At 68.3% G+C, this 26,251-nt stretch carries 29 protein-coding genes; 18 read left to right on the top strand and 11 right to left on the bottom strand.

The features are described from left to right. Positions 1-25: 25 nt before the first annotated feature. The gene (locus WC493_RS04995; RefSeq protein WP_373063156.1) at positions 26-1,213 is read right to left on the bottom strand and encodes an MFS transporter; all 1,188 of its coding nucleotides are present in this window, start codon (positions 1,211-1,213) and stop codon (positions 26-28) included. Between the two features lie 101 nt (positions 1,214-1,314). Here WC493_RS04995 and WC493_RS04990 point away from each other — a divergent pair, with 101 nt between their 5' ends. Beyond that, positions 1,315-2,220 carry a LysR family transcriptional regulator gene (locus WC493_RS04990; RefSeq protein WP_373063154.1) on the top strand — a complete coding sequence of 302 codons (906 nt, stop codon included), beginning with the start codon at positions 1,315-1,317 and terminating at the stop codon, positions 2,218-2,220. Positions 2,221-2,278: 58 nt separating this feature from the next. Next, entirely contained in the window at positions 2,279-2,455 is a 177-nt protein-coding gene (locus WC493_RS04985; protein ID WP_373063152.1) for a hypothetical protein, read from the top strand. Here WC493_RS04985 and WC493_RS04980 read toward each other — a convergent pair. Beyond that, positions 2,450-3,058 (bottom strand): helix-turn-helix domain-containing protein, encoded by a 609-nt coding sequence (locus WC493_RS04980; protein WP_373063150.1) that lies wholly within the window; start codon positions 3,056-3,058, stop codon positions 2,450-2,452. The two genes, WC493_RS04985 and WC493_RS04980, sit on opposite strands and share 6 nt — an antisense overlap. Before the next feature lie 100 nt (positions 3,059-3,158). Here WC493_RS04980 and WC493_RS04975 point away from each other — a divergent pair, with 100 nt between their 5' ends. The 6 genes from WC493_RS04975 to speB (WC493_RS04950) are packed head-to-tail and all read left to right on the top strand — an operon-like array spanning position 3,159 to position 8,385. Further along, positions 3,159-4,052 carry an aminotransferase class IV gene (locus tag WC493_RS04975; RefSeq protein ID WP_373063148.1) on the top strand — a complete coding sequence of 298 codons (894 nt, stop codon included), beginning with the start codon at positions 3,159-3,161 and terminating at the stop codon, positions 4,050-4,052. Positions 4,053-4,061: 9 nt separating this feature from the next. Further along, entirely contained in the window at positions 4,062-5,033 is a 972-nt protein-coding gene (gene speB / locus WC493_RS04970) for an agmatinase (protein WP_373063146.1), read from the top strand. 14 nt (positions 5,034-5,047) lie between these two features. After that, the gene (locus WC493_RS04965; protein WP_373063144.1) at positions 5,048-5,854 is read left to right on the top strand and encodes an ABC transporter substrate-binding protein; all 807 of its coding nucleotides are present in this window, start codon (positions 5,048-5,050) and stop codon (positions 5,852-5,854) included. A gap of 28 nt (positions 5,855-5,882) precedes the next feature. Next, positions 5,883-6,611, top strand: a complete 729-nt coding sequence (locus WC493_RS04960) for an amino acid ABC transporter permease (RefSeq protein ID WP_373063142.1) — start codon at positions 5,883-5,885, stop codon at positions 6,609-6,611. Further along, positions 6,611-7,405, top strand: coding sequence for an ATP-binding cassette domain-containing protein (locus WC493_RS04955; RefSeq protein WP_373063140.1), 795 nt, complete (start codon positions 6,611-6,613; stop codon positions 7,403-7,405). Before WC493_RS04960 ends, WC493_RS04955 begins: the two co-directional genes overlap by 1 nt. Before the next feature lie 5 nt (positions 7,406-7,410). Then, a complete protein-coding gene (gene speB, locus WC493_RS04950) occupies positions 7,411-8,385 on the top strand; it encodes an agmatinase (RefSeq protein WP_373063138.1) in 975 nt (324 codons plus the stop codon). Positions 8,386-8,610: 225 nt separating this feature from the next. On the opposite strand, the gene WC493_RS04945 is transcribed toward speB (WC493_RS04950), so the two are convergent. Genes WC493_RS04945 through WC493_RS04925 form a run of 5 tightly spaced genes read right to left on the bottom strand, consistent with a single transcriptional unit; the run spans position 8,611 to position 12,573 of the window. After that, positions 8,611-9,843 carry an MFS transporter gene (locus WC493_RS04945; protein ID WP_373063136.1) on the bottom strand — a complete coding sequence of 411 codons (1,233 nt, stop codon included), beginning with the start codon at positions 9,841-9,843 and terminating at the stop codon, positions 8,611-8,613. Further along, on the bottom strand, positions 9,840-10,145 hold the full coding sequence (locus WC493_RS04940) for an ArsR/SmtB family transcription factor (RefSeq protein WP_373063134.1): 306 nt from the start codon (positions 10,143-10,145) through the stop codon (positions 9,840-9,842). Before WC493_RS04940 ends, WC493_RS04945 begins: the two co-directional genes overlap by 4 nt. A gap of 58 nt (positions 10,146-10,203) precedes the next feature. After that, positions 10,204-11,247, bottom strand: coding sequence for an ACR3 family arsenite efflux transporter (gene arsB / locus WC493_RS04935; protein WP_373063132.1), 1,044 nt, complete (start codon positions 11,245-11,247; stop codon positions 10,204-10,206). Positions 11,248-11,257: 10 nt separating this feature from the next. Then, on the bottom strand, positions 11,258-11,683 hold the full coding sequence (gene arsC / locus WC493_RS04930) for an arsenate reductase (glutaredoxin) (protein ID WP_373063130.1): 426 nt from the start codon (positions 11,681-11,683) through the stop codon (positions 11,258-11,260). Positions 11,684-11,703: 20 nt separating this feature from the next. After that, complete coding sequence (locus tag WC493_RS04925) at positions 11,704-12,573, bottom strand: metalloregulator ArsR/SmtB family transcription factor (RefSeq protein WP_373063128.1); 870 nt, start codon at positions 12,571-12,573, stop codon at positions 11,704-11,706. Between the two features lie 252 nt (positions 12,574-12,825). Between WC493_RS04925 and WC493_RS04920 the strand changes: the two genes are divergently transcribed. The 10 genes from WC493_RS04920 (at position 12,826) to WC493_RS04875 (ending at position 20,783) form a co-directional block, all read left to right on the top strand. Continuing rightward, positions 12,826-13,155, top strand: a complete 330-nt coding sequence (locus WC493_RS04920) for a hypothetical protein (RefSeq protein ID WP_373063125.1) — start codon at positions 12,826-12,828, stop codon at positions 13,153-13,155. Positions 13,156-13,304: 149 nt separating this feature from the next. Beyond that, a complete protein-coding gene (ccoN, locus tag WC493_RS04915; protein ID WP_373063123.1) occupies positions 13,305-14,768 on the top strand; it encodes a cytochrome-c oxidase, cbb3-type subunit I in 1,464 nt (487 codons plus the stop codon). A gap of 13 nt (positions 14,769-14,781) precedes the next feature. Continuing rightward, entirely contained in the window at positions 14,782-15,507 is a 726-nt protein-coding gene (gene ccoO / locus WC493_RS04910) for a cytochrome-c oxidase, cbb3-type subunit II (RefSeq protein ID WP_373063121.1), read from the top strand. Positions 15,508-15,509: 2 nt separating this feature from the next. After that, a complete protein-coding gene (locus WC493_RS04905) occupies positions 15,510-15,677 on the top strand; it encodes a hypothetical protein (RefSeq protein WP_373063119.1) in 168 nt (55 codons plus the stop codon). Beyond that, complete coding sequence (gene ccoP / locus WC493_RS04900) at positions 15,664-16,533, top strand: cytochrome-c oxidase, cbb3-type subunit III (protein WP_373063117.1); 870 nt, start codon at positions 15,664-15,666, stop codon at positions 16,531-16,533. The genes WC493_RS04905 and ccoP overlap by 14 nt, the downstream gene beginning before the upstream one ends. Continuing rightward, positions 16,530-17,939, top strand: coding sequence for a cytochrome c oxidase accessory protein CcoG (gene ccoG / locus WC493_RS04895; protein WP_373063115.1), 1,410 nt, complete (start codon positions 16,530-16,532; stop codon positions 17,937-17,939). Before ccoP ends, ccoG begins: the two co-directional genes overlap by 4 nt. Beyond that, positions 17,936-18,415: a FixH family protein gene (locus tag WC493_RS04890; protein ID WP_373063113.1), complete on the top strand. Its 480-nt coding sequence runs from the start codon at positions 17,936-17,938 to the stop codon at positions 18,413-18,415. The genes ccoG and WC493_RS04890 overlap by 4 nt, the downstream gene beginning before the upstream one ends. 46 nt (positions 18,416-18,461) lie before the next feature. Next, on the top strand, positions 18,462-18,620 hold the full coding sequence (gene ccoS / locus WC493_RS04885) for a cbb3-type cytochrome oxidase assembly protein CcoS (protein WP_373063111.1): 159 nt from the start codon (positions 18,462-18,464) through the stop codon (positions 18,618-18,620). Further along, a complete protein-coding gene (locus WC493_RS04880; protein WP_373063109.1) occupies positions 18,617-19,153 on the top strand; it encodes a hypothetical protein in 537 nt (178 codons plus the stop codon). Before ccoS ends, WC493_RS04880 begins: the two co-directional genes overlap by 4 nt. 181 nt (positions 19,154-19,334) lie before the next feature. Next, a complete protein-coding gene (locus tag WC493_RS04875; RefSeq protein WP_373063107.1) occupies positions 19,335-20,783 on the top strand; it encodes a cobyric acid synthase in 1,449 nt (482 codons plus the stop codon). Between the two features lie 23 nt (positions 20,784-20,806). Here the strand turns inward: WC493_RS04875 and WC493_RS04870 are convergent, their stop codons facing one another. The 4 genes from WC493_RS04870 to WC493_RS04855 form a co-directional block, all read right to left on the bottom strand. Beyond that, on the bottom strand, positions 20,807-21,583 hold the full coding sequence (locus WC493_RS04870; protein WP_373063105.1) for a GntR family transcriptional regulator: 777 nt from the start codon (positions 21,581-21,583) through the stop codon (positions 20,807-20,809). Positions 21,584-21,671: 88 nt separating this feature from the next. Then, positions 21,672-25,130, bottom strand: a complete 3,459-nt coding sequence (locus WC493_RS04865; protein WP_373063103.1) for an indolepyruvate ferredoxin oxidoreductase family protein — start codon at positions 25,128-25,130, stop codon at positions 21,672-21,674. A 21-nt stretch (positions 25,131-25,151) separates the two neighbouring features. After that, entirely contained in the window at positions 25,152-25,505 is a 354-nt protein-coding gene (locus tag WC493_RS04860) for a RidA family protein (RefSeq protein ID WP_373063101.1), read from the bottom strand. A gap of 22 nt (positions 25,506-25,527) precedes the next feature. Continuing rightward, entirely contained in the window at positions 25,528-26,250 is a 723-nt protein-coding gene (locus tag WC493_RS04855) for an ABC transporter ATP-binding protein (protein ID WP_373063099.1), read from the bottom strand. Position 26,251 lies beyond the last annotated feature (1 nt).

Genomic DNA, 26,251 nt, shown 5'->3' with positions numbered 1-26,251 from the left:
CACGACGGGCTTCCTTTCGGCGGCATCAGTTCGGGCAGGCCGGCGCGGTGGCTGGATTTGCCTCTCGGCCCGTCCGAGTCGCCAGCAGGGCGACGGCCATGGCCGCGAGGGGGAAGACCGCGGCGGCCAGCGGCACGAAGGAAAGTCCGGGGCCGTGATCGATCACCACGCCGCCCGCCCAGGCGCCGATCGCATTGCCGAGATTGAAGGCGGCGATGTTGAAGGAGGACGCGAGGCTCTGTCCGGCGCCTTCCGCCTTCGACAGGACCCAGATCTGCAGCGGCGCCACGGTGGCGAAACCGGCAACGCCGAGCAGGCCGGTCAGGATGACGGCGGCGGCCGGCAGGCCGAGGCCCGGCATCATCAGGGCGAGCACCACGGCAAGGGCGGCGAGCGTGCCGAAGATCGTGGCGACCAGGCTCCGGTCCGCCAGCCTGCCGCCCAGCAGGTTGCCGACCACCAGCCCGCCGCCGAAGACCAGCAGGATGGGCGAGACGGCGGCCGGCCCGAAGCCGCTGATGCGGGTCAGCATGGGGGCGATATAGGTGAAGACGGCGAAGACGCCGGCATAACCGAGCACCGTGGTCAGCAGCCGCAGCATCACGGGCGGGCGCAGCACCAGGGCGAGATCGGTGCGCCAGCCGCCGGCCTCGGCCGCCTGGACGCGGTCGTCCTTGGGTACCAGAAGGGCGATGATGGCGAAGGCGGCGATACCTTCGAGGGTGACGGCCCAGAAGGTCGCGCGCCAGCCGAACGACTGGCCGATCCAGGTGCCCAGGGGGACGCCCAGAATATTGGCGACGGTCAGGCCGGTGAACATGACGGCGATCGCCGACGCCTTGCGATCGGCCGCCACCAAGCCGGTCGCCACGACCGAGCCGACGCCGAAGAAGGTGCCATGGGCGAGGGCGGTCAGGAGCCGTGCCGCCATGAGGACGCCATAACTCGGCGCCAGGGCGCAGGCGGCATTGCCGGCGACGAAGATCGCCATCAAGGTGAGGAGCACGGTCTTGTGCGGCCAGCGCGCGGTCAGCACGGTCAACACCGGCGCACCAACCACGACGCCGAGGGCATAGCCGGAGATGAGCAGGCCCGCCGAGGCGATCGACACGCCGAAGTCGGCGCTGATCTCGAGCAGCAGTCCCATGATGACGAATTCGGTGACTCCGATGCCGAAGGCACCGGCGGTCAGGGCATAGAGGGCAGGCGGCATGATCCGTCTCGAAAGTTTGTCGTTCGGGACAGGAGATAGGCCTTGCCTCGCCTATGAGATAGAATGCTCATCGGAACATCATCTGTGAATTGAAGGACTAAATGGCGCGGGCGGAGATCAATCGTTCGGGCGAGATGGACGTCTTCGTCCGCGTGGTCGAGCAGGGTGGCTTCTCGGCCGCGGCACGCGTCTCCCACATGACGCCGTCGGCGGTGAGCAAGCTGGTGGCGCGGCTGGAGGCCCGCCTGGGCGTGCGGCTGGTCAATCGCTCGACCCGGGCGTTCCGGCTGACCGCCGAAGGCAGCGCCTTCTACGAGCGGGCGACCCGCATCCTGGCCGACATCGAGGATGCGGAGCGGAGCGCCGGCGCCGGTGAACGGCCGGTCGGCCGCATCCGGCTCAATACCAGCGCCTCCTATGTCACCCATGTGCTGGCGCCGATCCTGCCGGAATTCCTGGTCCGCCATCCGGGCATCACGATCGATCTCGTGCAGACGGACGCGGTCGTCGACCTCCTGGCCGAACGGACCGACGTGGCGGTACGCGCCGGCCCGCTCAAGAGTTCCAGCCTGATCGCGCGGAAGCTCGGCGATGCCGCCATGGTGATCGTGGCCGCCCCTGCCTATCTCGCGCGGGCCGGCGTGCCGGCGACCGCGGCCGATCTCGCCCGCCACGATTGCCTGGGCTTCGGCTATGTTCGCAGTGTCGAGGGTTGGCCCCTCCGCCAGGGGGACGAGACCACCGCCGTCCCGCCCGCCGGCCGGGTGCAGGCGAGCGACGGGGAGGCTCTCCGCCAATTGGCGCTCGGCGGCAGCGGGCTCGCCCGTCTGGCCGTTTTCACGGTGCGGGCCGATATCGCTGCCGGCCGCCTGGTTCCGGTGCTGGAACACCTGAACCCCGGCGACCGGGAAACATTCCACGCCATTCACATCGGCCAGGGCGGCCCGCTGCCGTCCCGGGTGCGCGCCCTGCTCGACTTTCTGGCCGAACGGGGGCGGGTGGACTAGCCGGTCTCAGGGGTTCAGCACGCAGCCGCCCAGCACGTCGCCACGCCAGCGCGCCAGCATGGCGACGGCGCGGCGCTTCGGCAAGGATGCCACCTATGCCGAGCCGGCCGGCTCCGGCCACATCATGACCGCCGGCCGCTTCATGCCGCAGACGCTCGCCGCCTTCGACCGCTGGGCCGGGCTCCACGGTCTCCTGGCGGATGCCGCCGCGGTCCGACGCGCGCCCGGCTCATGACGGCGGCGGGGTGTAGACGAGGACGGCGATGGTCTTCCTGTCTTTCAGGTGATTGCCGATCATGCGGCGCTTGCGCGGGTCCAGGGTCAGGGCGTCGCCCGCCTCCATGACGATCTCTTCCGGCTCGTCCTCGAAGCGGACCACGAGTTCGCCTTCGAGGACGAGGATCAATTCCTCCTCCGCTTCCAGCGAATAGAAATCGACGCCGGCATAGGCGCCGGGTGCGAGCTCGGTCCAGGTCGCGAGCATGCGCCGGGAATTCCGCGGCGTCAGGGCGAAATCGGTGAAGCCGTGGCCGCCGAGGCCGACCCGGCGGCGCTCGGCCCGGCGGATCAGGGTCGAGGGCCGCTCGTCGAACAGGTCGCGCAGGCCGAGGTCGAGCGCCCGGCACAGTTTGAGCAGCGAGGCGATCGAGGGCGAGACCATGTCGCGCTCGATCTCGCTGATGAAACTGCGGCCGAGGCCGCTGCGCTGCGCCGCTTCCTCCAGCGTCAGGCCGAGTTCCTGCCGCCGCAGGCGGATCCGCTTGCCGAAGGCCGCTTCGGGGGCGATCGCCTCTTCCGCTGTGGCCGCTGTCGCCTCGCTCTTCTGTCGTCGCGCCATGAGTCTCTCTGGGTGTCTTTTTTCCATTATAGCGGAAAAATGTTGCTTCGGGCGAAATTCACGCTACCGTCATGGGGTCGAGTTCGGAGCGAGGGCGTCCATGAGTACCGGTCAGGGGGCAGCCTATGTAAACGGGGCCTTTGTCGCCCTACAAGAGGCAAGCGTTCCCTTGCTGGACTGGGGCTTCACCAAGTCCGATGCGACCTATGACGTCGTCGCGGTGACCGGCGGCCGTTTCTTCCGCCTGGACCGTCACCTCGACCGGTTCGAGGCCTCGGTCAGTGCCCTTTCCATGTCCCTGCCGGTTACACGCGCGGAACTCGCCGCGATCCTGGCGGAATGCGTGCGGCGCGGCGGATTGGACGACGCTTATGTCTCGATGACCTGCACCCGCGGCGTACCGCCCGCGGGCACGCGGGACCCGCGCCGGTTCAAGAATGCGCTCTATGTCTATGCCATTCCTTATGTGCGGATCTTCGATGCTGCCGCCAGGGGGCGCGCGGCGCGTCTCCATGTCTCGGACATCCAGCGGATCCCGCCGCAATCGGTCGATCCGCGGATCAAGAATTACCACTGGCTCGACCTGACCCGGGCGCAGATCGAAGCGCTCGACGGCGGCGCCGACCTGCCCTTGCTGGTCGACGCCCTGGGGGATGTGACGGAAGGCTTCGGTTTCAACGTCTTCGCGGTCTTCGACGGCATCGTCGCGACACCCGACCGGGGTGTCCTCGAAGGCATTACCCGGGCGACCGTCTTCGACATCTGCGAGAGCCTGGAGATCGCGGTCGAGCCGCGTCCCATCGCCGCCGCAAGCCTCGGCCAGGCGGACGAGGTGTTCCTGACCAGCACGGCGGGCGGGATCATGCCGGTCGGCGAGATCGATGGCCGCGCCATCGGCGACGGCGGGATGGGACCGGTTACCGCCCGGATCGAGCGACGCTACTGGGACTGGCACCAGGATCCGGCGCAGACCACCGCCGTCGCCGATCTCTAGGAGCGAAGCATGAGCCACACCCCGCCGTCCCCCCTGAACACGCCGCGCTTTGCCGGCCATGTCTCGATGTTCCGGGTACCGATCGCGGCCACGCCCGAAGGGCTCGACATCGCCCTCTGCGGCATTCCCTTCGACAGCGGCACCCTGGGACGCAACGGGTCGCGTCTCGGGCCGCGGGCGGTGCGCGACGTCTCGATGCAGGCGATCCGGCCGGTGCATCCGCTGAACAACCAGAGTCCCTTCGAGGATTGCCGGGTCGCAGATGTGGGCGACGCCGCCTCGAACCCGCTCGACATCCTGCAGGCGATGGACCAGATCACCGATTTCTTCGCCGCCATCCATGGCGCAGGCGCCTTGCCGCTGGCGATCGGCGGCGATCATCTGGTCACGCTGCCGGTGCTCCGCGCGCTGGCCAAGGACCGCCCCCTCGGCCTGGTCCATTTCGATTCCCATACCGATACCTACGAGGGCTTCTACGGCCAGCGCTACAACAACGGCACGACCTTCCGCCGTGCGGTGGAGGAGGGGCTGATCGATCCCAAGCGCTCGATCCAGATCGGCATCCGGGGCCCGCGCTTCGGCAAGGAAGACCTCGCCTTTTCGCTCGCCTCGGGGATGCGGGTGATCACCATCGACGAATTCTTCGAGCTCGGCACGGCCGGCGTGATCGCCGAAATCCGGCGGGTCGCCACCGGTCCCTGCTATGTCTCCTTCGACGTCGACGGCATCGATGCCGTCTATGTCCCGGGCACCGGCGCGCCGGAAATCGGCGGCTACACGCCGCGCGACGCCCAGGTGATGATCCGGGGCATGAAGGGGCTCGATATCGTCGGCGCCGACGTGGTCGAGATCTCGCCCGCGCTCGACCCGACCGACGGCACCGCGCGCGTCGCCGCCAACATGGCCTTCGAACTCCTCGAAGTGATGGTCGACCGGCATCGCCGCCGGCAGGCCGCATCGAACATTTCATTCCAAGCCTAGAGAGGACGACCATTATGAGCATCAGGATTGCCGCCATCGCTCTCGTCGCCGGTCTGACGGCGGCCGGATCCCTGCAAGCGGCCGAGGTTCCGGCCTTCGCCGCCAAGGGCAAGGCCGTGTTCTGCGTCGACGCGACCTTCCCGCCGATGGAATTCTTCGAGAAGTCGGGCGACAAGGAGCCGATCGGCTTCGACGTCGAGCTGATCAAGGGGATCGCCGGGACCTGGGGCATTACGCCCGAGATCGTGAACATGGATTTCGCCGGTCTGCTGCCCTCGCTCGAAGCCGGTCGCTGCGACGCCGTGGTCAGCGGCATGTTCGTCACCGCCGAACGCACCAAGAAATTCGACGCCGTGCCCTATCTCGCCACCAGCTCGGTGCTGATCGCCAAGGGCGGCACCGCCCCGCTCGCCTCGATGGACGAACTTTCGGGCAAGACCGTGGCGGTGCAGACCGGCACCGAATTCGTGAAATGGTTCGAGAAGATCAACGCCGATCTCAAGGCCAAGGGCCTTCCCGAAGTCGACCTCCAGCTCTATCCCAAGGCGTCCGACGGCATCCAGCAGGTCCTGCTCGGCCGCGCCTTCGCGACGACGACCCAGGACACCGAAGTCGCCTATCGCGACCTCCAGGCTCCCGGCACGCTGGCCACCGTCCACGTCTTCGAGGATACGCAGAAGTTCGGCGTCTACCTGCGGAAGAGCGGCGACGATACCAAGGCGGTGGCTGACGCCGTCGCCGCGCTGAAGGCGAGTGGGGCCCTGGCCAAGATCGTCGAGAAATGGCACCTGGCGGTGGATCACCTCGACGTCTCGAAGTAACCAAAAGCATTCCGGACGGTAAGCCTTCATGAACTTCGATCTCGACGTCTTCCTGACGCCCCTGTTCTCCTGGGTCTTCATGAAGGCGGCCCTGATCACCCTGGCCCTGGCGGCGTCCGCGCACGCCGGGGCCATCCTGATCTCGGTACCCATGGCGCTCGGGCTGAATTCCCACAGCCGGCTGCTCAAGGCCGCGATCCGGCTCTATGTCGGGATCTTCCGCGCCATTCCGACCCTGCTCTGGATGCTGTTCTTCTGGAATGCCATGCCGCAGTTCAGCGCGGTGTTCCGCGAATCCTGGTACACGCCCTTCATGGCGGCCTGGATCGCCCTCGTGGTGAACGAGGCGGCCTATCAGGTCGAGATCAACCGGGCTGCGCTGAATGCGGTCGACCGGGCGCAGATCCAGGCCGCCACCGCCTTCGGCTTCCACCCTTTGCAGATCTTCCGCCTGGTCACCCTGCCGCAAGCGGCGCGCGTCGCCCTGCCGCCGACGGTGAACGAATTCATCACCCTGCTGAAGGCGACCTCGCTCGCCTCGGTGATCTCGCTTCAGGAATTGATGACGGTGACCAATCAGGCGGTCGCGACCACCTTCCAGTTCCAGGAATATTATGCCGCCGCCGCGGTCTATTACCTCGTCATCGTCACCGTGCTCACCCTGTTCCAGGGCCGGCTGGAACGGCGTTTCGACTGGACGACAGAGCGCCGGCCGGGCGGCAGCCTGATCCGTCTGCTCGGCGGGAGGGCACGCTGATGGCCGAGGTCCTGCCGCGCATCCGGGTGCGCGATCTCGTCAAGTCCTACCACCATCTCACTGTGCTGAAGGGCATCGACCTCGATGCCGAGGAAGGTTCGGTCGTCACCCTGATCGGCTCCTCCGGCTCGGGCAAGAGCACCTTGCTGCGCTGCCTCAATCTGCTCGAGATTCCGGACAGCGGCGACATCGTCATCGACGGCGAGGCGCTGCATTTCGACCGGCGCAAGAAGGCCGGCGGGGTCGATGCCCGGCAGATCCGGCGAGTCCGTTCCAGCCTCGGCATGGTGTTCCAGAATTTCGCCCTCTGGAGCCATATGACGATCCTGGAGAATGTCATCGCGGCGCCGGTCCATGTGCTGGGCGTGCCGCGCGAACAGGCCGTCGAGCGGGCTCATGCCCTGCTGCAGCGGGTCGGCATCGGCGAGAAACATGCCTGTTTCCCGGCCCAGCTCTCGGGCGGCCAGCAGCAGCGCGCCGCGATCGCCCGGGCGCTGGCGATCGAGCCGAAGGCCCTGCTGCTCGACGAGCCGACCTCCGCCCTCGATCCCGAACTCGTCTCCGAAGTGCTGCGGGTGATCCGCGATCTGGCGGAGGGCGGCATCACCATGGTGCTGGTCACCCACGAATTGCGCTTCGCCCGCGACGTCTCCAGCCGGGTCGTCTTCCTGCATCAGGGCCAGATCGGCGAGACCGGCCCGCCCGACCAGGTGCTGCGCGATCCGCAGACGGAGGCCTGTCGGCGCTTCGTCCGCTCCGAATTGGGAACCCGAATGTCCAGTGTCGAGGAATGAATACCATGAACGACAACCCGATGCCGATTTCCGGCATGGAACTGGCGCGATACTCCGGGCATGCCACCTTCATGCGCCTGCCCCATATCCCGCTCGACCGTGACGAGGGGCTCGACGTCGCGCTCTTCGGCCTGCCCTGGGACGGCGGCACCACGACGCGGAACGGCTCGCGCTATGGGCCGCGCCAGATCCGCGAAATGTCGACCCTGCTGCGCAGCTTCCACCCGACTTTCCACCTGAATCCCTATGAGATCGCCCGCATCGCAGATGTCGGCGACGCGCCCACCAACCCGGTCGAATTCGACACGACACTGCAGCAGTTGCAGGACTTCATCGGTCGCATCACCGCCCGGGGCACCGTGCCGCTGGCGATCGGCGGCGACCACTTCTGTTCCTTCCCGATGCTGCGGGTGCTGGGGCGGGAGCGGCCGCTGGGCATGGTGCATTTCGATGCCCATACCGACATGTACGACCATTACTACAAAAACTCCCGCTATACCCACGGCACCCAGTTCCGCCGCGCGATCGAGGAGGGCCTGCTCGATCCCAAGCGGGTGGTCCAGGTCGGCATCCGCGGCACCGCCTTTTCCGAGGACGAGCACGACTGGCTCTTCGCCCAGGGGGTGCGCCACATCGGCATGGATTTCCTGCGCGACAAGGGGCCGGATGCCGTCGCCGCCGAGATCCGCACTGTGCTCGGTGATGGCCAGAGTTACCTGACCTTCGACATCGACGCCCTAGACCCCTCCTGCGCACCGGGCACCGGCGTGCCCGAGATCGGCGGCATCAACACTTATGAGGCGCAGCGCATCCTGCGCGGCCTCCGCGGTGTCGATCTGATCGGCGCCGATTTGGTCGAAGTGGTGCCGGCGCTGGACCAGAGCGGCACCACCGCGCTGGTCGCGGCCAATCTCGCCTTCGAGATCATGTGCCTGCTGGCCGACCGCACGGCGGCGCGGAAACGCCGGGTCGCGTCCTGAAAAGGGGCGGGGCGGGCAACGACCCGCCCCGGTGCCTTCGACCAGGGCGGGAGGCGATGGCGAACGGCAGCTTGCCGGTGATCTCCGCGACCGGAGTCGCCTTCACGTTCCGCCGAATGCCGCGGGCGGTTTCGATCGCCATGGGCGCGATGTTGACGGCGTGATCGAAGGCGCCGTCGATCCGCGCGGCAACGGGATGGTATTCAGGCGCAGCGTCGGCAGGTCCTAGCGTGCCGAGCTGCGGGCGGCGACCCAGAAGCCGCCGACCAGCAGCAGCGAGCCGCCGATCATGGCGCTCAACACCGCGTCATAGCCGCCGGTCGCGGCCCACAGCAAGGCGGCGCCCGCGGGGGCGAGCGCCCGGCTGATCATCGAGGGCGTGGCCAGCGCGCCGTTGACCGCGCCGTAAGCTTCGCGGGTAATCATCTCGGGCACGGCCAGGCCGCGCACGATGGTCATGATGCCGTTGGCCGCACCATAGAGCAGGGCCACCAGCACGGCCGAGGCGAAGACCGGCGGCAGCAGGGCGAGCAGCCCGAGGGCGAGGGGAAAGACCAGGACGACGAAGCTGCCGATGCGCCGCACCGAGGCGGTCGGGGCGAGCAGCCAGATGGCGATCCGCCCCGCCACCTGGGCCGGGCCGATGGCGGCCATGGCGGCGACCACGGTGGCGCTGTCGAAGCCCCGCTCGCCCAGCAACGGGTAGAGGTGGAAGGTGAAGGCGGAAAAGGTCGCGGCATAGGCGGTGAAGGCCAGGGCGAGGCCCCAGAAGGCCGGCGTGCGCAGCGCCCTTGCGGTGGCGCCCCGGCTGTCCTCCTTCCCTCCGGCGATCGAGGGACGCGGGGCATCCCGGCGCCGGTCGATCACCCCGGCATAGAGGCCGGCGCAGAGGATCAGGTTGACGGCGCCGAGCACGATCAGCGTGTGACGCCAGCCGATATGGTCGAGCAGAAGTTGGACCAGGGGGATGAACACGGTGGAGGCGAAGCCACCCCACAGCGTGAGGGCGGTGATGCCGGCCCGGGCGTCGAGCGGGCCGGCCCGGCGGGCGACCACGGCGAAGGCGGGCTCGTAGAGCGTTGCCGCCTGCAGGGCGCCGATGCCGGCGATCGCCAGATAGAACAGGGCCAGCCCGTCCACCTGCGACCACAGAAGGAACATCAGGCCGGCGAGCAGCGAGCCTGCGGTCATCACCAGGCGGCCGTGACCGCGGTCGACCGCCGCACCGACCGGCCAGGCGGCCAGGCCGGCGAAGGTGAGGCCGAGCGTGGCGGCGCCATAGAGCTGGGTCTTCGACCAGCCGAGGTCGGCGCCCATGGCCGTGGCGATCTGCGGAAAACTGTAATAGAGCGTGCCCCAGGAGCAGATCTGGCCGATGCCGAGGCCGGTGATGAACAGGCTCGCGGCCCGGGGCGGGCGATGCTCCGGCTGCTCGGCCGGCAGGACGACGGTGGTCACTTTCCGCTCCCGCAGCCTTCGTCGGCGCAGCATTCGTCCGCCAGGAAGCCGACCAGGGTTCGCATAGCCGGATAATGGGCCCGGCAGATCAGCACCGTCGCCTGGCGTTCCTGGGTCACCAGGCCCGTCGTCACCAGCCGCTTCAGGTGGTGCGACAAGGTCGAGGCCGGAATGCCCATGCGCTCCTGCAGGCTGCCGACCGGCAGCCCGGCATGTCCGGCGCGGACCAGGTGGCGATAGAGCGCCAGCCGGGTCGCATTGCCGAGGGCTTCGAGCTGCTGTGCCGATAATTCGAGATCCATGGAAATAGGCTGGCGCCCGCGAGCGCAGGCGTCAAGCCATATTTCGACAATTCTCGAATTATGACGGCTGCACCCCACCGCCCGGGCGCCGCTCGTACCAGCCGCGCGACCTGTTGACCATCCACACCACCGTCAGCATGACCGGAACTTCGATCAGCACGCCGACCACGGTCGCCAGTGCCGCACCCGACTGGAAGCCGAACAGGGAGATCGCCGCGGCGACCGCCAATTCGAAGAAGTTGGAGGCGCCGATCAGGGCCGAGGGTCCGGCCACGCAATGGGCCTCGCCCGCGGCGCGGTTCAGCAGATAGGCGAGCCCGGCGTTGAAATAGACCTGGATCAGGATCGGCACCGCGAGCAGGGCGATGACCAGGGGCTGGGCCAGGATCTGTTCGCCTTGGAAGCCGAACAGCAGCACCAGCGTGGCCAGCAGGGCGACGAGGGAGAGCGGCTGCACGGTCTTCAGGAAGCGGTCGAGGGCGGCGGGGCCCCGGGCGAGCAGGCCGCGGCGCAGGATCTGCGAGACGATCACCGGCACCACGATATAGAGGCCGACCGAGAGCACCAGCGTGTCCCACGGCACGGTGATCGCCGAAAGCCCCAGCAGGAAGGCCACGATGGGCGCGAAGGCGACGATCATGATGGCATCGTTCAGCGCCACCTGGGACAGGGTGAAGGCCGGTTCGCCCTTGGTCAGGTTGGACCAGACGAAGACCATGGCGGTACAGGGCGCCGCGGCCAGGATGATGAGACCGGCGACGTAACTGTCGATCTGGTCGGCCGGAAGCAGGCCGCGGAACAGGTGGCCGATGAAGAGCCAGCCGAGCAGGGCCATGGAGAAGGGCTTCACCGCCCAATTGACGAAGAGGGTGACGCCGATGCCGCGCCAATGGCGGGTGACCCGGCGCAGCGCGGCGAAATCGATCTTCACCAGCATGGGCACGATCATCAGCCAGATCAGCACGGCGACCGGCAGGTTGACGCGGGCGACCTCGGCGGCACCGATGGCCTGGAAGGCGCCGGGCATCAGATGGCCGAGGACGACGCCGGCGACGATACAGAGGGCGACCCAGAGGCTCAGCCAACGCTCGAACAGGGACATGGAAACACCTTTACGGGGAAACGCGCCGGCCGGCGGCGTCGAGGACGAGTTCGCCGTCCTCCTTGCGGAATTCGCCGGGGCCGGGTGGGGGCAGGAGGTCGAGCACGGCTTCGGACGGCCGGCACAGGCGGACGCCCAGGGGCGAGACCACGATCGGCCGGTTCAGCAGGATCGGATGGGCCTCGATCGCGTCGAGCAGGGCGTCGTCGGACAGGGTGGGATCGTCCAGGCCGAGGTCGTCGAAGGGAGTTCCCTTGCGACGCATGACATCCCGCAGGGGCAGGCCCATGCGCGCGACCAGGTTGCGGATCATGGCGCGGCTGGGCGGCGATTTCAGGTATTCGACGACATGGGGCTCGACCCCGCAATGACGGATCAGGGCGAGCGTGTTGCGCGAAGTGCCGCAGGCCGGGTTGTGATAGATGACGACGTCCATGACCGGGTTCTCTGGGGGGTTCAGGCGACGTCGGGCCGCGGCGCGGTGGCGCCCTCGCTCCGCCCGATCTCGCGCAGCCTGGCGCCGAGGGCCATGCGGTCCAGGCTGGTCAGGGGCAGGGCGGCGAAGGCGGCGATGCGGTTGCGCAGGTAGCGGAGGGCGGCGACGAAGGCGGCTTCCTGCTGCAGCGGGCTGCCGTTGGCGGCGGCCGGGTCCTCGATGCCCCAATGGGCGGTCATCGGCTGGCCGGGCCAGACCGGGCAGACTTCGCCCGCCGCGTTGTCGCAGACGGTGAAGACGAAATCCATCACCGGCGCCCCCTCGGCGGCGAATTCGGCCCAGTCTTTCGAGCGCAGACCCTCGGTCGGGTAGTCGTAACTGGAGAGGACCTGGAGGGCGAGCGGGGCGACCGTGCCGCGCGGGTGGCTGCCGGCGGAATAGGCGCGGAAGCGGCCGCCGCCGTCCCGGTTCAGGATTGCTTCCGCCATGATCGAGCGGGCCGAATTGGCGGTGCACAGGAAGAGGACGTTGTAGATGCGATCGGGCATGGCCGAACTCCAGGGTGGAACGGGCGATGGTTGCACGGCCGGGCGGCAGCGTTCCGGGTGGCCGCCACAGCAACTCTCGGTCAGATAGGCGCCGAGGGCTCGGACCGTGCCGACCTCCGCGCGATAGACGATGGAACGGCTGACGCGCTCCGCCGCGGCGAGGCCGGCCCGCGCCAGGATGGCCAGATGGGTCGACATCGTGTTGTGCGGCACGCCCAGCGCCCGCGCGATGTCGCCCGCCGCCATGCCGTCCGGCTCCCGCGACACCAGAAGGCGCAGGACGTCGAGCCGGGTCGGCTGGGCCAGGGCGGCAAAGGCGGTGATGGCAGATTCGCTTTCCATATGTCGAGAATAATGGACATATCGATTTTGTCCAGCCCGGAAAGTTCCGTCCGGCACTCTGCCTGCCAGCGCGAACGCCTACTACGGGTTGCGCTCGGCTGGTGTTCTCGCACTTGCGAAAAGGGGCAATGCGTCGCACCATGACCCTGCAATTTCGAAGTATACTAAATCGAGTTGCTGAGAGGGCGTCTGTTGGTTGCTTACCGGTGTAACGGGTGGCGCTGCGGTGCAGCGGCCGTCGCGGCGTTGTCGTTGCTGCTCCAGGTGGTGTTCGCCGGCTTGGCGACGCCGTCTGCCAATGCGGCCGCCCGCCTGGCAGCGCTGATCGACGGCAGTCTCTGCGCCGGCGATAGCGCGGAGGCGATTGCCGGCTCGAAGCCCCCGGATGCCGCCAAATCCATCGGCTGCTGCAAGAGCAACTGCCCGATGCTGGCCGGCGGCCTGTCGGCGGCCCTGTTGCCCGCCTTCGCCCGCCCCGTCGCTTATGACCCCGCCGCCGATGCGATGGCTGGTGTTGCGCGGGCCGGTGCTCCCCCCGGCGTCATCGCTCCCGACGCCACGGGACCGCCCGCTCCCGCCTGATCGCGCGGCACGCGCCGCTTCCCATCCTCGACAAAATCCGGTGTGACACGAGACCCGTCGCATTGCGGCGCCGGACGTCTTCGTTCCGCCCGCCGCGCCGCTGACCTGCGCGGTACCGCACCCGTTTTCCAGCCCAGGACCCGACCGTCATGACCGTTTCCGTCGCATCGCCACCGGCCAAGCCAGTGCAGGAAGCCATCCCCGGCTACAACGAGGCGATCATCAAGCGCTTCACCGTGGCGACCGTGGTCTGGGCGCTGTTCGGCTTCTCGGTCGGCACCTTCATCGCCACCCTGCTGTGCTTTCCCGATCTGAACGGCGGCGAATTCCTCACCTTCGGGCGCTGGCGGCCGGTCCATACCACGTCTGTGGTCTTCGCCTTCGGCGGCAACGCCCTGATCGGCACGTCGCTCTATGTCGTGCAGCGGACCTGCCAGGTTGGCCTCTGGGGCGGCAAGCGACTGGCCAATTTCGTCTTCTGGGGTTACCAGGCGTTCCTCGTCGTCGCCATCAGCGGCTACGTCATGGGGTTCACCCAGAGCAAGGAATATGCGGAACCGGAATGGTACGCCGACCTGATGCTGCTGGTCGTCTGGATCGCCTATTTCGCGGTCTTCATGGGCACCATCACGCGCCGCCGCGAACCCCACATCTATGTCGCCAACTGGTTCTATCTCGCCTTCATCGTGACCGTCGGCGTGCTGCACATCGTGAACAACCTGGCCCTGCCGGTCTCGATCGCCGGCACCAAGAGCTATTCCGAATTCTCCGGCGCGCAGGATGCCATGGTGCAGTGGTGGTACGGCCACAACATCGTCGGCTTCTTCCTGACCGCGGGCTTCATCGGCATCATGTATTACTTCGTGCCGAAGCAGGCGGAACGCCCGATCTATTCCTACCGCCTGTCGATCGTGCACTTCTGGGCCCTGATCTTCCTCTACATCTGGGCCGGGCCGCACCACCTGCATTACACGGCGCTGCCGGACTGGACCCAGACGCTCGGCGCCGCCTTCTCGATCATGCTGTGGATGCCGTCCTGGGGCGGCATGATCAACGGCATCATGACGCTCTCGGGCGCCTGGGGGAAACTGCGCAAGGACCCGATCCTGCGCTTCCAGGTGGTCGCCGTGGCCTTCTACGGCATGGCCACTTTCGAAGGCCCGCTGATGGCCCTGAAGCCGGTCAATGCGCTGAGCCACTTCACCGACTGGACGATCGGCCACGTCCATTCCGGTGCCCTCGGCTGGGTCGCCTTCATCGCCTTCGGCGCCCTCTACTACATGGTGCCGCGTCTGTGGCGCCGGCCTCTGTGGTCGACGAAACTCGTGGAGTGGCACTTCTGGCTCGCCTCCATCGCCATCGTCCTCTACATCTCGGCGATGTGGATCTCGGGTATCACCCAGGGGCTCATGTGGCGCGCCTATAACGCCTTCGGCTTCCTGCAGTATTCCTTCGCCGACAGCGTCGCCATGCTGCACCCCTATTACCTGACCCGTGCCTTCGGCGGCCTGCTCTATGTCGCCGGCGCCGTCCTGATGGCGATCAACTTCGTGATGACGATCCGCCAGCCCGCCTCCGCCCGGATGCGGGCCGAAGCGCCGGCCATCGCCTGAGGGAGGAGAGCTCATGTCCCGTTTCAATCACGGCCCGATCGAGCGCAGCTCGCTTCTGCTCCTCCTGCTCACCATGATCGTCATCTCGATCGGCGGCCTCGTCGAGATCGTGCCCCTGTTCAAGGTCGAAACCACGATCACGCCGGTCAAGGGCGTCAGGCCCTACAGCCCGCTCGAACAGCTCGGCCGCAACATCTACACGCGCGAAGGCTGCTACGTCTGCCACAGCCAGATGGTGCGGCCCTTCCGCGACGAGGTGGACCGCTACGGCCATTATTCGATCGCGGCCGAGAGCATGTACGACCACCCCTTCCTCTGGGGTTCGAAGCGGACGGGGCCCGATCTCGCCCGCGTCGGCGGCCGCTATTCCAACGCCTGGCACGTCGCCCATCTCGAAAACCCGCGCAGCGTGGTGCCGGAATCGATCATGCCGTCCTACGCCTTCCTCAGAAACAAGGACCTGGTCACCAGTGATATCAGGGATCACCTGATGGCGTTGCGCGGCGTCGGCGTGCCCTATAGCGACGAAATGGTCCGCGACGCCGAGGCGGACATCAAAGCTCAGGCCGCGGGCGAGGGGACGGATGCCCTGCTCGTCCGCTACCCCAAGGCCAAGGTCGGCGATTTCGACGGCCAGCCCGACCGGCTGACCGAGATGGACGCGTTGATCGCCTATCTCCAGGTGCTCGGCACCATGGTCGATTTCGGCGACGTCCGCCTCGAACAGCCGGGGCAGTGATCATGACCGAATGGCACATCACCTTTCTCATGTGCGCCTGGCTCGTGATCGCCTTCGCCTTCTTCCTGCTGGTCGCCTGGCGGACCTTCCGCCCCTCGGTGCGCCAGGCCATGCGCCACAACAGCATGATTCCCTTTGCCGTGAAGGACGAGATCGATGGCATCTCCTGAACGTGATCCCGTGAGCGGTTACCGCACCACCGGCCACGAGTGGGACGGCATCAAGGAATTGACCACGCCGATCCCGCATTGGTGGGTCTCGGTGTTCCTGGCCACCATCGCCGTTGCCGTCATCTATCTCTATCTGATGCCGTCTTTCGCCGGCACCACGGGCTTCCTGCCGGGTGCCCTGAAGTGGACCAGCAAGGGCCAGCTGGCGGAAGACCAGGCCGCGGCGGCGACCGCCCAGGGGCCGTGGCGTAGCGCCATCATGGCCGTGCCGCTCGAACAGGTCGAAGCCGATCCGGACCTCCGGCGTTTCGCCGTCGCCGGAGGCAAGGCGCTGTTCAACCAGAATTGCGCGCCCTGTCACGGCGTCGGTGCTGGCGGCCAGCAGGGCCAGTTCCCCTCGCTGGTCGACGACGATTGGCTGTGGGGCGGCAAGATCGACGACATCCGCCAGACCATCACTCACGGCATCCGCAACGACGATTCCGACAGCCGCTCCAGCGTCATGCCGACCTTCGGCGACAATCTGTCGAAGGGCGAGATCGAACAGGTGGCGGATTATGTCGTCAGCCTGTCCGACCCGGCCGCCGATGCGACCCGCGCGGCGATGCCCGGCGCCGCCGTGTTCCGGGCCAATTGCGCCGCCTGCCACGGCCCGTCCGGCGAAGGCTCGCGCGAGTTCGGCGCACCCCGGCTGAACGACGCCATCTGGCTCTACGGCCGGGGGCGGGACGCGGTGATCCGCCAGGTCACGCAGCCGCGCATGGGGATGATGCCCTCCTTCGCCGCCCGTTTCGACGAGGCGACGATCCGTATGCTGGCGACCTATGTCCACAGCCTGGGCGGGGGCGAGCGGTGAGTGCCGCCGCCCCGGCACGCGGCCGGGCGGCCCGTCGCCGTCCGGTGCCGCTGCCGGTCAAGGGCCGCTACCGCCGGATCAAGACCCTGGTGGGCCTCGGCCTGATCGGCCTCTTCTTCGCCGTGCCCTGGCTCCGCTTCGATCGCGGGCTCGATCAGCCGGGGCAGGCCGTGATGTTCGACGTGCCGGGCCGCCGCCTGCTCGTCTTCGGCCTCGAGTTCTGGCCGCAGGACCTGCCGCTGGTGCTCGGCCTGATGATCCTGGGCGCGCTCGGCCTGTTTCTGGCGACGGCGATCTCGGGCCGGCTGTGGTGCGGCTTCACCTGTCCGCAGACGGTGTGGACCGATCTTTTCTTCGCCATGGACCGGCTGGCCGACCGCATTGCCGGCAAGGGCAGGGGCGGGGCAAAGGTGATCCGCCAGGTCTTCTGGACCGGGCTGTCGCTGCTCACCGGCATCGGCTTCGCTGCCTATTTCACCGATGTCACGGCCCTGCCGGGTGCTCTCCTGTCCGGCCGGGCCTCCGCCGGTACGGTGTTCGCCATCCTCCTGCTGACCGCGACGACCTGGTTGCTCGCCGGCTTTGCGCGGGAGCGGGTGTGTCTCCACATGTGTCCCTGGCCGCGTTTCCAGGCGGCGCTGCTCGATGCCGACAGTCTCGTGGTGACCTATCAGGCCTGGCGGGGCGAGCCGCGGGGCAAGAAACGCCTGGCGCTCAAGCCCGAGCTGGCGCCGGATTCATCGCCGGCGCCCGGCGCGGCGACGCGGGGCGACTGCGTCGATTGCGAACGCTGTTTCGCCGTCTGCCCGACCGGGGTCGACATCCGCGAAGGCCTGCAAATGGGCTGCATCGGTTGCGGCCTCTGCATCGATGCCTGCGACGACGTCATGGCCAAGCTGGAGCGGCCGGCCGGCCTGATCCGCTTCGACAGCGAAGCCAATCAGGCGAGCCCCGCCCTGGTCCGGCCGAAAGCCCGGGTGATTCGGCCGAAGACGATCTTCTTCGCCGCCGGCTGCCTCGTCGTCGTCGGCCTGCTCGGCTTCGGCCTTTCGACCATCCAGCGGGTGACCATCGACCTGACGCCCCAGCGCAATCCGCCCTTCGTCGCGCTCTCCGACGGCAGTATCCGCAACGATTACCAGATCCGCCTGTCGCACCGCCTGCCGGCACTGGCGGCGGTCGCCGTCTCGGTCGAAGGCCTGCCCGGCGCCAAGCTTCGCATCGGCGACCGCGACGATGCCCGGTTCACGGTGAACCAGGATCGGTCCGCCGACGACCGCCTGATGATCACGGTGCCGCGCGGCACCCCGGTCGAGGGCCGGCGGGAGATCACGGTCCAGTTCAGCGATGCGTCGACCGGCCGGGTGCTGCGCCGGATCGACAGCTACTTCTGGGGGCCGGAATGAAGACCGAACGGCGTGACCGCTGGATTCCCTTCGCTTTCGTCGGCTTCTTCCTGTTCCTGGCCGTGCTCGAAGGCGATTTCATCCGCATCGCCTATCAGAGCTTCACCGGCCTTGTCACCGACGAAGCCTATGCGACCGGCCTCGACTACAACGAGATCATGGCCGCACGCGAGGCGGAGAAGCGCCTCGGCTGGACGGTGGATGGCCGTTTCGAGGCGACCGGGCCGCTGCAGGGCCGCTTCCACGTCACGCTCCGCGACCACGACGGCCGGCCGCTCGCGGCGGCCTTGACGGTGACGGCCGAACGCCTGACCCGGCTCGCCCAGATCCTGCCGGTGACCATGGCCGAAACGGCGCCGGGCGAATGGGACGGCGCGGTGAAACTGCCGCTGGCCGGCCACTGGTCGATCCGCGTCATCGCCCGCGCGGGCGACGACAAGATCCATCGCATCGTCGACATCGAGGTGGAACCGTGAGCGTCGCTGCCCCGGAAACCCTTCGGCGCGAGAAGGACTGATCGCCATGGACGCCATCCTGTTCCTGATCCCGATCGCCCTCGCCCTCGGCGGTCTCGGCCTGGCCGCCTTCTTGTGGACCACGTCCAACGGCCAATACGACGACCTCGACGGTGCCGCCGTCCGCATTCTCTTCGACAACGACAGTCCGGAGTCCCAGCCATGATCCCCTTCGCCCTGGTCAATGCCGTGCTCGCCGCCGTTGCGGGCTTTATGGCGGCGGGCCTGCCCGGCGCCGCGATCGGCGTCGCCCTCTGGCTCGCCGTGCTGGTCGCCTGGCGTGCCGCGGCGTCGCCTGCCCTGCGTCATGCGACTGTCGGCGCCGTCGCCCTCGGCCTCGGGGCGGGGCTTCGGCTGCTCGGCCTCTTGATGGCGGTGCCGATCGCCCTGCTCGGCCTCGCCGTGGGATCTGTCCTGCTGCTGCGCGACCGGGCGTTGGGCGTCCTGCCCGTGGCACCGCCTTCGCTCGGCCTGAAATCCCGGGTGCGCCACGCCGGGGGTTTCCTGGCCGGCTTCGTTGCCGCTGAAACGCTGCCCTATACGCTCGCCAACGTCCTGGCCATGGTCGTCATTGGTTGCGTCGCCATCGGCATGCAGGTCGCCCTCTATGCGGCGCTGGCGGCGGTGCCGGTCGTGCTCGTCGTCCTCATGATGCTCGCCGTCGACAGCAGCGCGGAGCCGGGCGACGATCACGCCTGAGCCCTCCGGCGGCGGAAAGGCCGCGTTCAGGCGCCCGGTTTTCCCTCTCGCGCCGCCGCGTCGCCTGTCATAGACAAGGGGGGCGGCGGGCCGGGCTGCGATCGGGCGGAAGAGGAGCGCAGATGAGCGCTATTGTGCGGATTGCCGGACCGGCGACGGTGGCGGCATGGGGCGAGTTCCGATGCCCGCCCTGATGATCCAGGGCACCGGCTCCAATGTCGGCAAGTCCCTGCTGGTCGCCGGCCTGCTGCGCGCGGCGCGGCGGCGGGGGCTCTCCGTCGCCCCCTTCAAGCCGCAGAACATGTCGAACAATGCGGCGGTGACGGCGGACGGCGGCGAGATCGGCCGCGCCCAGGCCTTGCAGGCCCTGGCCGCCGGCATTCCGGCCAGCGTCCATATGAACCCCGTCCTGCTGAAGCCCGAGACCGACACGGGGGCCCAGGTCGTGGTGCAGGGGCGGTGCCTGACCTCCACCCGGGCAGGCGACTATGCCGTGCTGAAGCAGGGCCTGATGGCCGCCGTCCTCGATAGTTTCGCGGCAGTCTCGCGCTTGGCCGACCTGGTGATCGTCGAAGGCGCCGGCAGCCCGGCCGAAGTGAACCTGCGGGCCAATGACATCGCCAACATGGGCTTCGCCCGCGCGGCGAATGTCCCCGTGGTCCTGGCCGGCGACATCGACCGGGGCGGCGTGATCGCCCAGATCGTCGGCACCCAGGCGGTCCTCGAGGCGGACGATGCCGCCCTGGTGCGCGGCTTCCTGATCAACAAGTTCCGCGGCGATCCCGCCCTGTTCGACGACGGCTACCGGCTGATCGAGGCGCGCACGGGCTGGCGCGGCTTCGGCGTGCTGCCGTTCTTTCCCGATGCGGCGCGCCTGCCCGCGGAAGACGCCCTCGATCTCACCCCCAGCGGCGGCGCCGGCGGCTTTCGCGTCGCCTGCCTGGCGCTGTCGCGGATCGCCAATTTCGACGATCTCGATCCCCTGAAGCTGGAACCGGGCGTGTCGCTGCGCATGATTCTGCCGGGCCAGGCGATCCCGGGCGACTGTGACCTCGTGATCATTCCCGGCACCAAGTCGACCCGGGGCGATCTCGATTTCCTCCGGCGTCAGGGCTGGGACGTCGATATCGCCGCCCACGTCCGCCGCGGCGGACGCCTGCTCGGCATTTGCGGCGGTTATCAGATGCTGGGCCGGACGGTGGCCGATCTGGGCGGCATCGAGGGGCCGGCGGGCGAGACGGCGGGCCTCGGTCTGCTCGACGTCGCGACGGCGATGACCGGCGACAAGCGCCTGACCCGCACCAGGGCCGTCCATGCCGCGACCGGCACCGCCCTGGAAGGCTATGAAATCCACATCGGCCGGACCGAGGGACCGGACCGGTCAAGGCCCTTCGCGCATATCGATGGCACGCCGGAAGGCGCCGTCTCGGCCGACGGGCGGATCATGGGCAGTTACCTGCACGGCATCTTCGCGGGCGACGAATTCCGTCGTGCCTTTCTGGCCGGCCTCGGCGTCACGCCCGGCGTTCTGTCCCATGGTGCGTCGGTGGAAGCGGCGCTGGACGGCCTGGCCGACCATATGGAGCGCCACCTCGACGTCGCCGGCCTGCTGGCGCTGGCCGGGGCCTGACGGACCGCGCCGGGGCCAGGCGCTCAGACGTTGGCGAGATAGAGCTTGGCGGCGCCTTCCTTGAGGATCGCCACGATCTCTTCCTGACGCATCACGATGATGTTGCGCAGGACCGCGATGGCCCGTGCCTGATCGCGCTCGCCGAGTACGGTGAGCAGTTCGAGGTGGCGGTGATAGCTCGCCTCGTGCTCGTCGCCGCCCTGCGTGTCGGCCCAGCGGATGAAGTGAATGCGGGCGTTGACGCTGCGCAGCGCATTGACCAATTCGTCGTTGTGGCCGAGGGCGGTGACGCGTTCGTGGAACTGCTCGTCGTTGGCGATCCGCTCCGCCCTGGTGACGGTGGCGCGGCGGGCGAAGGCATCCTTCCAGAAGGCGGTGACCTCGGCGATCTCGGCGTCCGTGGCGCGTTCGACCGCCAGTTTCACCCCCTCGGTCTCCAGCATGACGCGGAACTCGTAGAGGTTCACGATCTCCTGGACGTCGATCTTCGGCCGGTAGAAGCCGATCGACGGCTCGAAGCGGAGCAGCCGCTCGACCGCCAGGCGGTTCAGCGCTTCGCGGAGCGGCGTGCGGCTGACGTTGAAGCGGGCCGCCAGTTCGACCTCGTTCAGGCGTTCGTTCGGCTTGATCTCATAGTTGAGGATCAGGCCGCGCAGGGAATCATAGGTCCTTGTGACGGCGGTACCTTCCCGCTTGTCGGCACCGGCTGCCGCCCGGCCCCGGCGGGTCGAACCGGGAGGGAGATCGGGGGCGTTTTCGGGCGGAATGTCGGTGACGGCGGGGCGTTTTGCTGCGGTCATGCGTTTCGCATCCTTGTTCGCGCCGGTGATGGCACGCGGCACCGCCTGTGTCAAACCGTTCGACACCCCTGTATTCAGGCCGTCACCCTCATGTCCCGACCTCGCGCAGGGGGGCTGCCGGCTGGGCCAGGCGGGCCAGCAGGCGGCTGCGTTCGGCCGCGGCAGCAGTGACCGCGGCCTGTTTCACCGGGCCGAAGCCGCGGATCTTCTCCGGCAGGGCGGCCAGGGCCACCACGGTCCGGTAATTCTCCCCGCCGAGCTGCGGCAACAGGTCGCCGATCATGGCCACATAGTCCGCGATTAGGCGGCGTTCCATGCGCCGCTCCGCCGTCTTGCCGAAGGGATCGGCCCAAGTCCCGCGCAGCCCCTTGCCTTTGGCGAGCAGGCGGAACAGGGGCAGCACCCAGGGACCGAACGTCATCTTGCGCGGCCGCCCGCTGACCGGATCGTGCCGGGCCAGCAGGGGCGGCGCCAGATGGAAGCGAAGGCGGAGACCGTCACCCTCGAAAGTCTCGGTCAATTGGCGGGCGAAGGCGCCGTCGGTGAACAGGCGCGCGACCTCATATTCGTCCTTATAGGCCATCAGGCGGAACAGGTTGCGGGCGACCGTGCGGCTGAGTTCGTCCCGCCCCGCCGGTTCCGCGTTGTGCACCGTCTCGACGAAGTGGCGATAGCGGGCGGCATAGCCGGCGTTCTGGTAGGCGGTCAGGAATTCGGCATGGCGCGCCACCAGGGCGTCCAGACTTTCCGCCTCTGCCGCCGGGGCGGGTCTGGCACCGGCAAGGGCGGCGACGCCCGCAGGGTCGACAGCGGCGCGGCGGCCCCAATCGAAAGCGGCCTTGTTCATCGCCACCGCCTCGCCGTTCACCTCGATCGCCTGCATCAGCGAAGCGTAGGCCAGCGGCACCGCCCCCACCTGCCAGGCGAGGCCGAGCAGGAAGAGATTGGCGCCGATCGTATTGCCGAGCAGGGCCAGGGCCAGCCGATTGGCATCGACGAAACGGCAGGCGTCGCTGCCTGCGGCCACGGTCAGCGCCTTCTTCACCCGCTCGACCGGCAGGGAGAAATCGGCGTCGCGGGTGAAATCGCCCGGCAGCACTTCCGCCGTGTTGATCACCACGCGGCTCCGGCCGCGCTCCAGGGCTGCCAGCGCCTTGGCCGTGCCGGCCACCGCGATATCGCCGCCGAGCAGCAGGTCGGCGCCGCCGGCGCCGATGCGGATCGCCGTGATGTCGGCCGGCGTCGCCGCCAGGCGGATGTGGGAATAGACGGCGCCGCCCTTCTGGGCGAGGCCGGCCATGTCGATCACGCCGAAGCCCTTGCCCTCGAGATGGGCCGCCATCGACAGGATGGCGCCGACCGTGACCACCCCGGTGCCGCCGACCCCGGTGACCAGGATATTATAGGTGCCGTCGATCGCCGGCAGCACGGGGGCCGGCGGTTCAGGCAGTTCGCCCGTGGTGGCGGCCGGCTTCGGCTTCCGCAGGCTCGCGCCCGAGACCGAGACGAAGGAGGGGCAGAAACCCTCGACGCAGGAGAAATCCTTGTTGCAGGACGATTGGTCGATCCGGCGCTTGCGGCCGAGCGGCGTTTCCACCGGCTGCACCGCGACGCAATTCGACTGCACGCCGCAATCGCCGCAGCCTTCGCACACCTGCTCGTTGATGATCACGCGGCGGTCGGGATCGGGGAAAGTGCCGCGCTTGCGCCTGCGGCGCTTCTCGGCGGCGCAGGTCTGGTCGTAGATCACCACGGTGACGCCGGGCACCTTGGCCAGCTCGGCCTCGACCGGGATCAGTTCGCTGCGGTGATGCACTTTGGTGCCGGCGGGCCAGACGGTGCCGGGGGGATATTTCTCCGGCTCGTCGGTCACCACGGCGATACGGGCAACGCCTTCGGCCGCCACCTGGGCGGCGATCTTCTGCACGCTCAGGCCGCCGTCATGGGGCTGGCCGCCGGTCATGGCGACGGCGTCGTTGAACAGGATCTTGTAGGTGATATTGACCCCGGCACCAACGGCGAAGCGGATCGCCAGGGAACCGGAATGGTTATAGGTGCCGTCGCCCAGGTTCTGGAACATGTGGCGGCGTGTCGAGAAATTCGCCTCGCCGACCCAGCTCGCCCCTTCGCCGCCCATCTGGACATAGCCTTCGGTCGAGCGGTCCATCCATTGCGCCATGTAATGGCAGCCGATGCCGGCATAGCCGCGCGCGCCCTCGGGCAGGCGGGTCGAGGTGTTGTGCGGGCAGCCGGCGCAGAAATAGGGCGTGCGGCTGCTGACATCGCCCGCCTCGGCCAGGCGCTGCTGGGCCTGTTCGATCGCCGCCAACCGATTGGCCAGGGCACCCGTGCCGGCACCGAGCCGGCGGCCGATGGCGATCGCCACCTCGTTCACGTCGAGCGCGCCATGGGCGGGGAAGAGCAGGGCGCCCGTCTCGTCGTGCTTGCCGACGATCAGGGGCGCACCGTCCCGGCCATAGAGGATGTCGCGCATCTGGCCTTCGATCAGGCCGCGCTTTTCCTCGACCACGATGACGAGATCGAGGCCGAGGGCGAAGGTGGCGATGCCCTGCGGCTCCAGCGGCCAGACCACGCCCACCTTGTAGAGCGCGAGGCCGAGGTTGTCCGCCGCCGCCTCGTCGATGCCGAGGTCCTGCAGGGCCTGACGCACGTCGAGATAGCTCTTGCCCGCGGTGACGACGCCGATGCGCGGACGTTCGCCACCGCGGAAGATCACCCGGTCGAGGCCATTCGCCCGGGTGAAGGCTTCGACCGCCGGGCGTTTCGCTTCGTGCAGCCGCTCTTCCATGGCCAGGAAACCGTCGCGCGGGCGGATGCCCAGGCCGCCCTCGGGCAGCGCCACGTCGTCGGGCAGGCGGATCGCCACCCGTTCCATGCGGCCATCGACCGCGACGGTCGATTCGACCGTGTCCTTCACGCATTTGAGCCCGACCCAGCAGCCCGAATAGCGCGACAGGGCAAAGCCCTGGAGGCCGAAATCCAATATTTCCTGCACACCCGCGGGCGAGAGGATCGGCATCATGGCATCGACCAGGGCGAATTCGCTCTGATGCGCGGTGGTCGAGGATTCGGCGACGTGGTCGTCGCCGAGCAGGGCGAGCACGCCGCCCTTGGGGTCGGTGCCGGCCAGATTGGCGTGACGGAACACGTCCCCCGTGCGGTCGACCCCGGGACCCTTGCCGTACCAGACGGCGAAGACGCCGTCGACCCGGCCTTCGCCCCGCATGGTCGCCTGCTGGGTGCCCCAGATCGCGGTCGCCGCCAGGTCTTCGTTCAGGCCGGGCTGGAAGCGGATGTCGGAAGCCGCCAGGACCTTGCCCGCCCGGGTGAACTGGGTATCGACCCCGCCAAGGGGCGAGCCCCGATAGCCGGAGACGAATCCCGCGGTGGCGAGGCCCGCACGGCGGTCGCGCTCGCGCTGCATCAGGCACAGGCGCACCAGCGCCTGCGTCCCGGTCAGATAGACCTGGTGCTTCGCCAGGTCGTATTTGTCGTCGAGCGATATTTGTGTCGCCGTGCGTTCCATCCCCAACCCCTTTTGCCCTTATCAGCGGGCGGCGACGACCTGGATCTCGACCGTGAAGTCCGGTGCCGCCAGTTTCGATTCGACGCAGGCCCGCGCCGCCGTGTGACCGGCCGGGACCCAGCCATCATAGACGGCGTTCATCTCGGCGAAAGTCGCGATGTCGGCCAGCCAGATGGTCACCGACAGGATCTTCGTCTTGTCCGTGCCGGCGCGGGCGAGCAGGGAATCGATCCGGCCCAGGATGTCGGTGGTCTGCGCCGTGACCGACTGGCCGGGGGCGCCCAGCGCCACCTGGCCGGCCAGATAGACGGTATCGCCGTGGATCACGGCCTGGCTCATGCGCGGGCCCATGTCGAGCCGTTCGATGGCAGTCATTCTCTTCTCCTCGGTGGAAACTTCAGACGGCGGCGCCGCCCAGATAGAGCTGGCGAACCTGATCGTCCGCCAGCACGGATGCGGCCGGCCCCTCGAGGGCGACCTGGCCCAAGACGAGGACATAGGCCCGGTCGGAAATCGCCAACGCTTCGGTCGCGTTCTGCTCGACCAGCAGGACGGAGATGCCGAGCTTGCGCACGATCTCGCGTACGGCGAGGAAGACTTCGTGCAGCATCAGGGGCGACAGGCCGGCCGAAGGCTCGTCCAGCAGGACGTAGCGGGGCGAGGGCATCAAGGCGCGGGCCAGCGCCAGCACTTGGCGTTCGCCGCCCGACAGCGTATAGGCCTTCTCGCGCCATTTCCGCTTCAGCAGGGGATAGGCCTCGATCAGCTCTTCCATGCGCCGGTGCCGTGCGGCCGAGGGCATGAAGCTGCCGCCGAGATCGAGATTTTCCGAGACCGTGAGGGCGCCGAAGACATTGTTCGACTGCGGCACGATGGCGATGCCGTTCTTGCGCACCCGCTGGTCGATCGGGCGGGCCTGTACCGCCTCGCCGTCGATGGTGACCGTGCCGGTATGGGGCAGCAGGTAACCGGCCGCGACCTTGAGGCTGGTCGACTTGCCGGAACCGTTGGGGCCGATGATGGTGACGATCTCGCCCGGCGTCGCCGTCAGGCTGAGGCCGCGCAGGATGTCCACCCCGGGAACGTAACCGGCGGCGATGCCGCTCAATTCCAGCGCCATG

Source organism: Zavarzinia sp. (assembly GCF_041650655.1).
Lineage (GTDB): Bacteria > Pseudomonadota > Alphaproteobacteria > Zavarziniales > Zavarziniaceae > Zavarzinia.
This window is presented reverse-complemented; position numbering and strand designations above follow the sequence as displayed.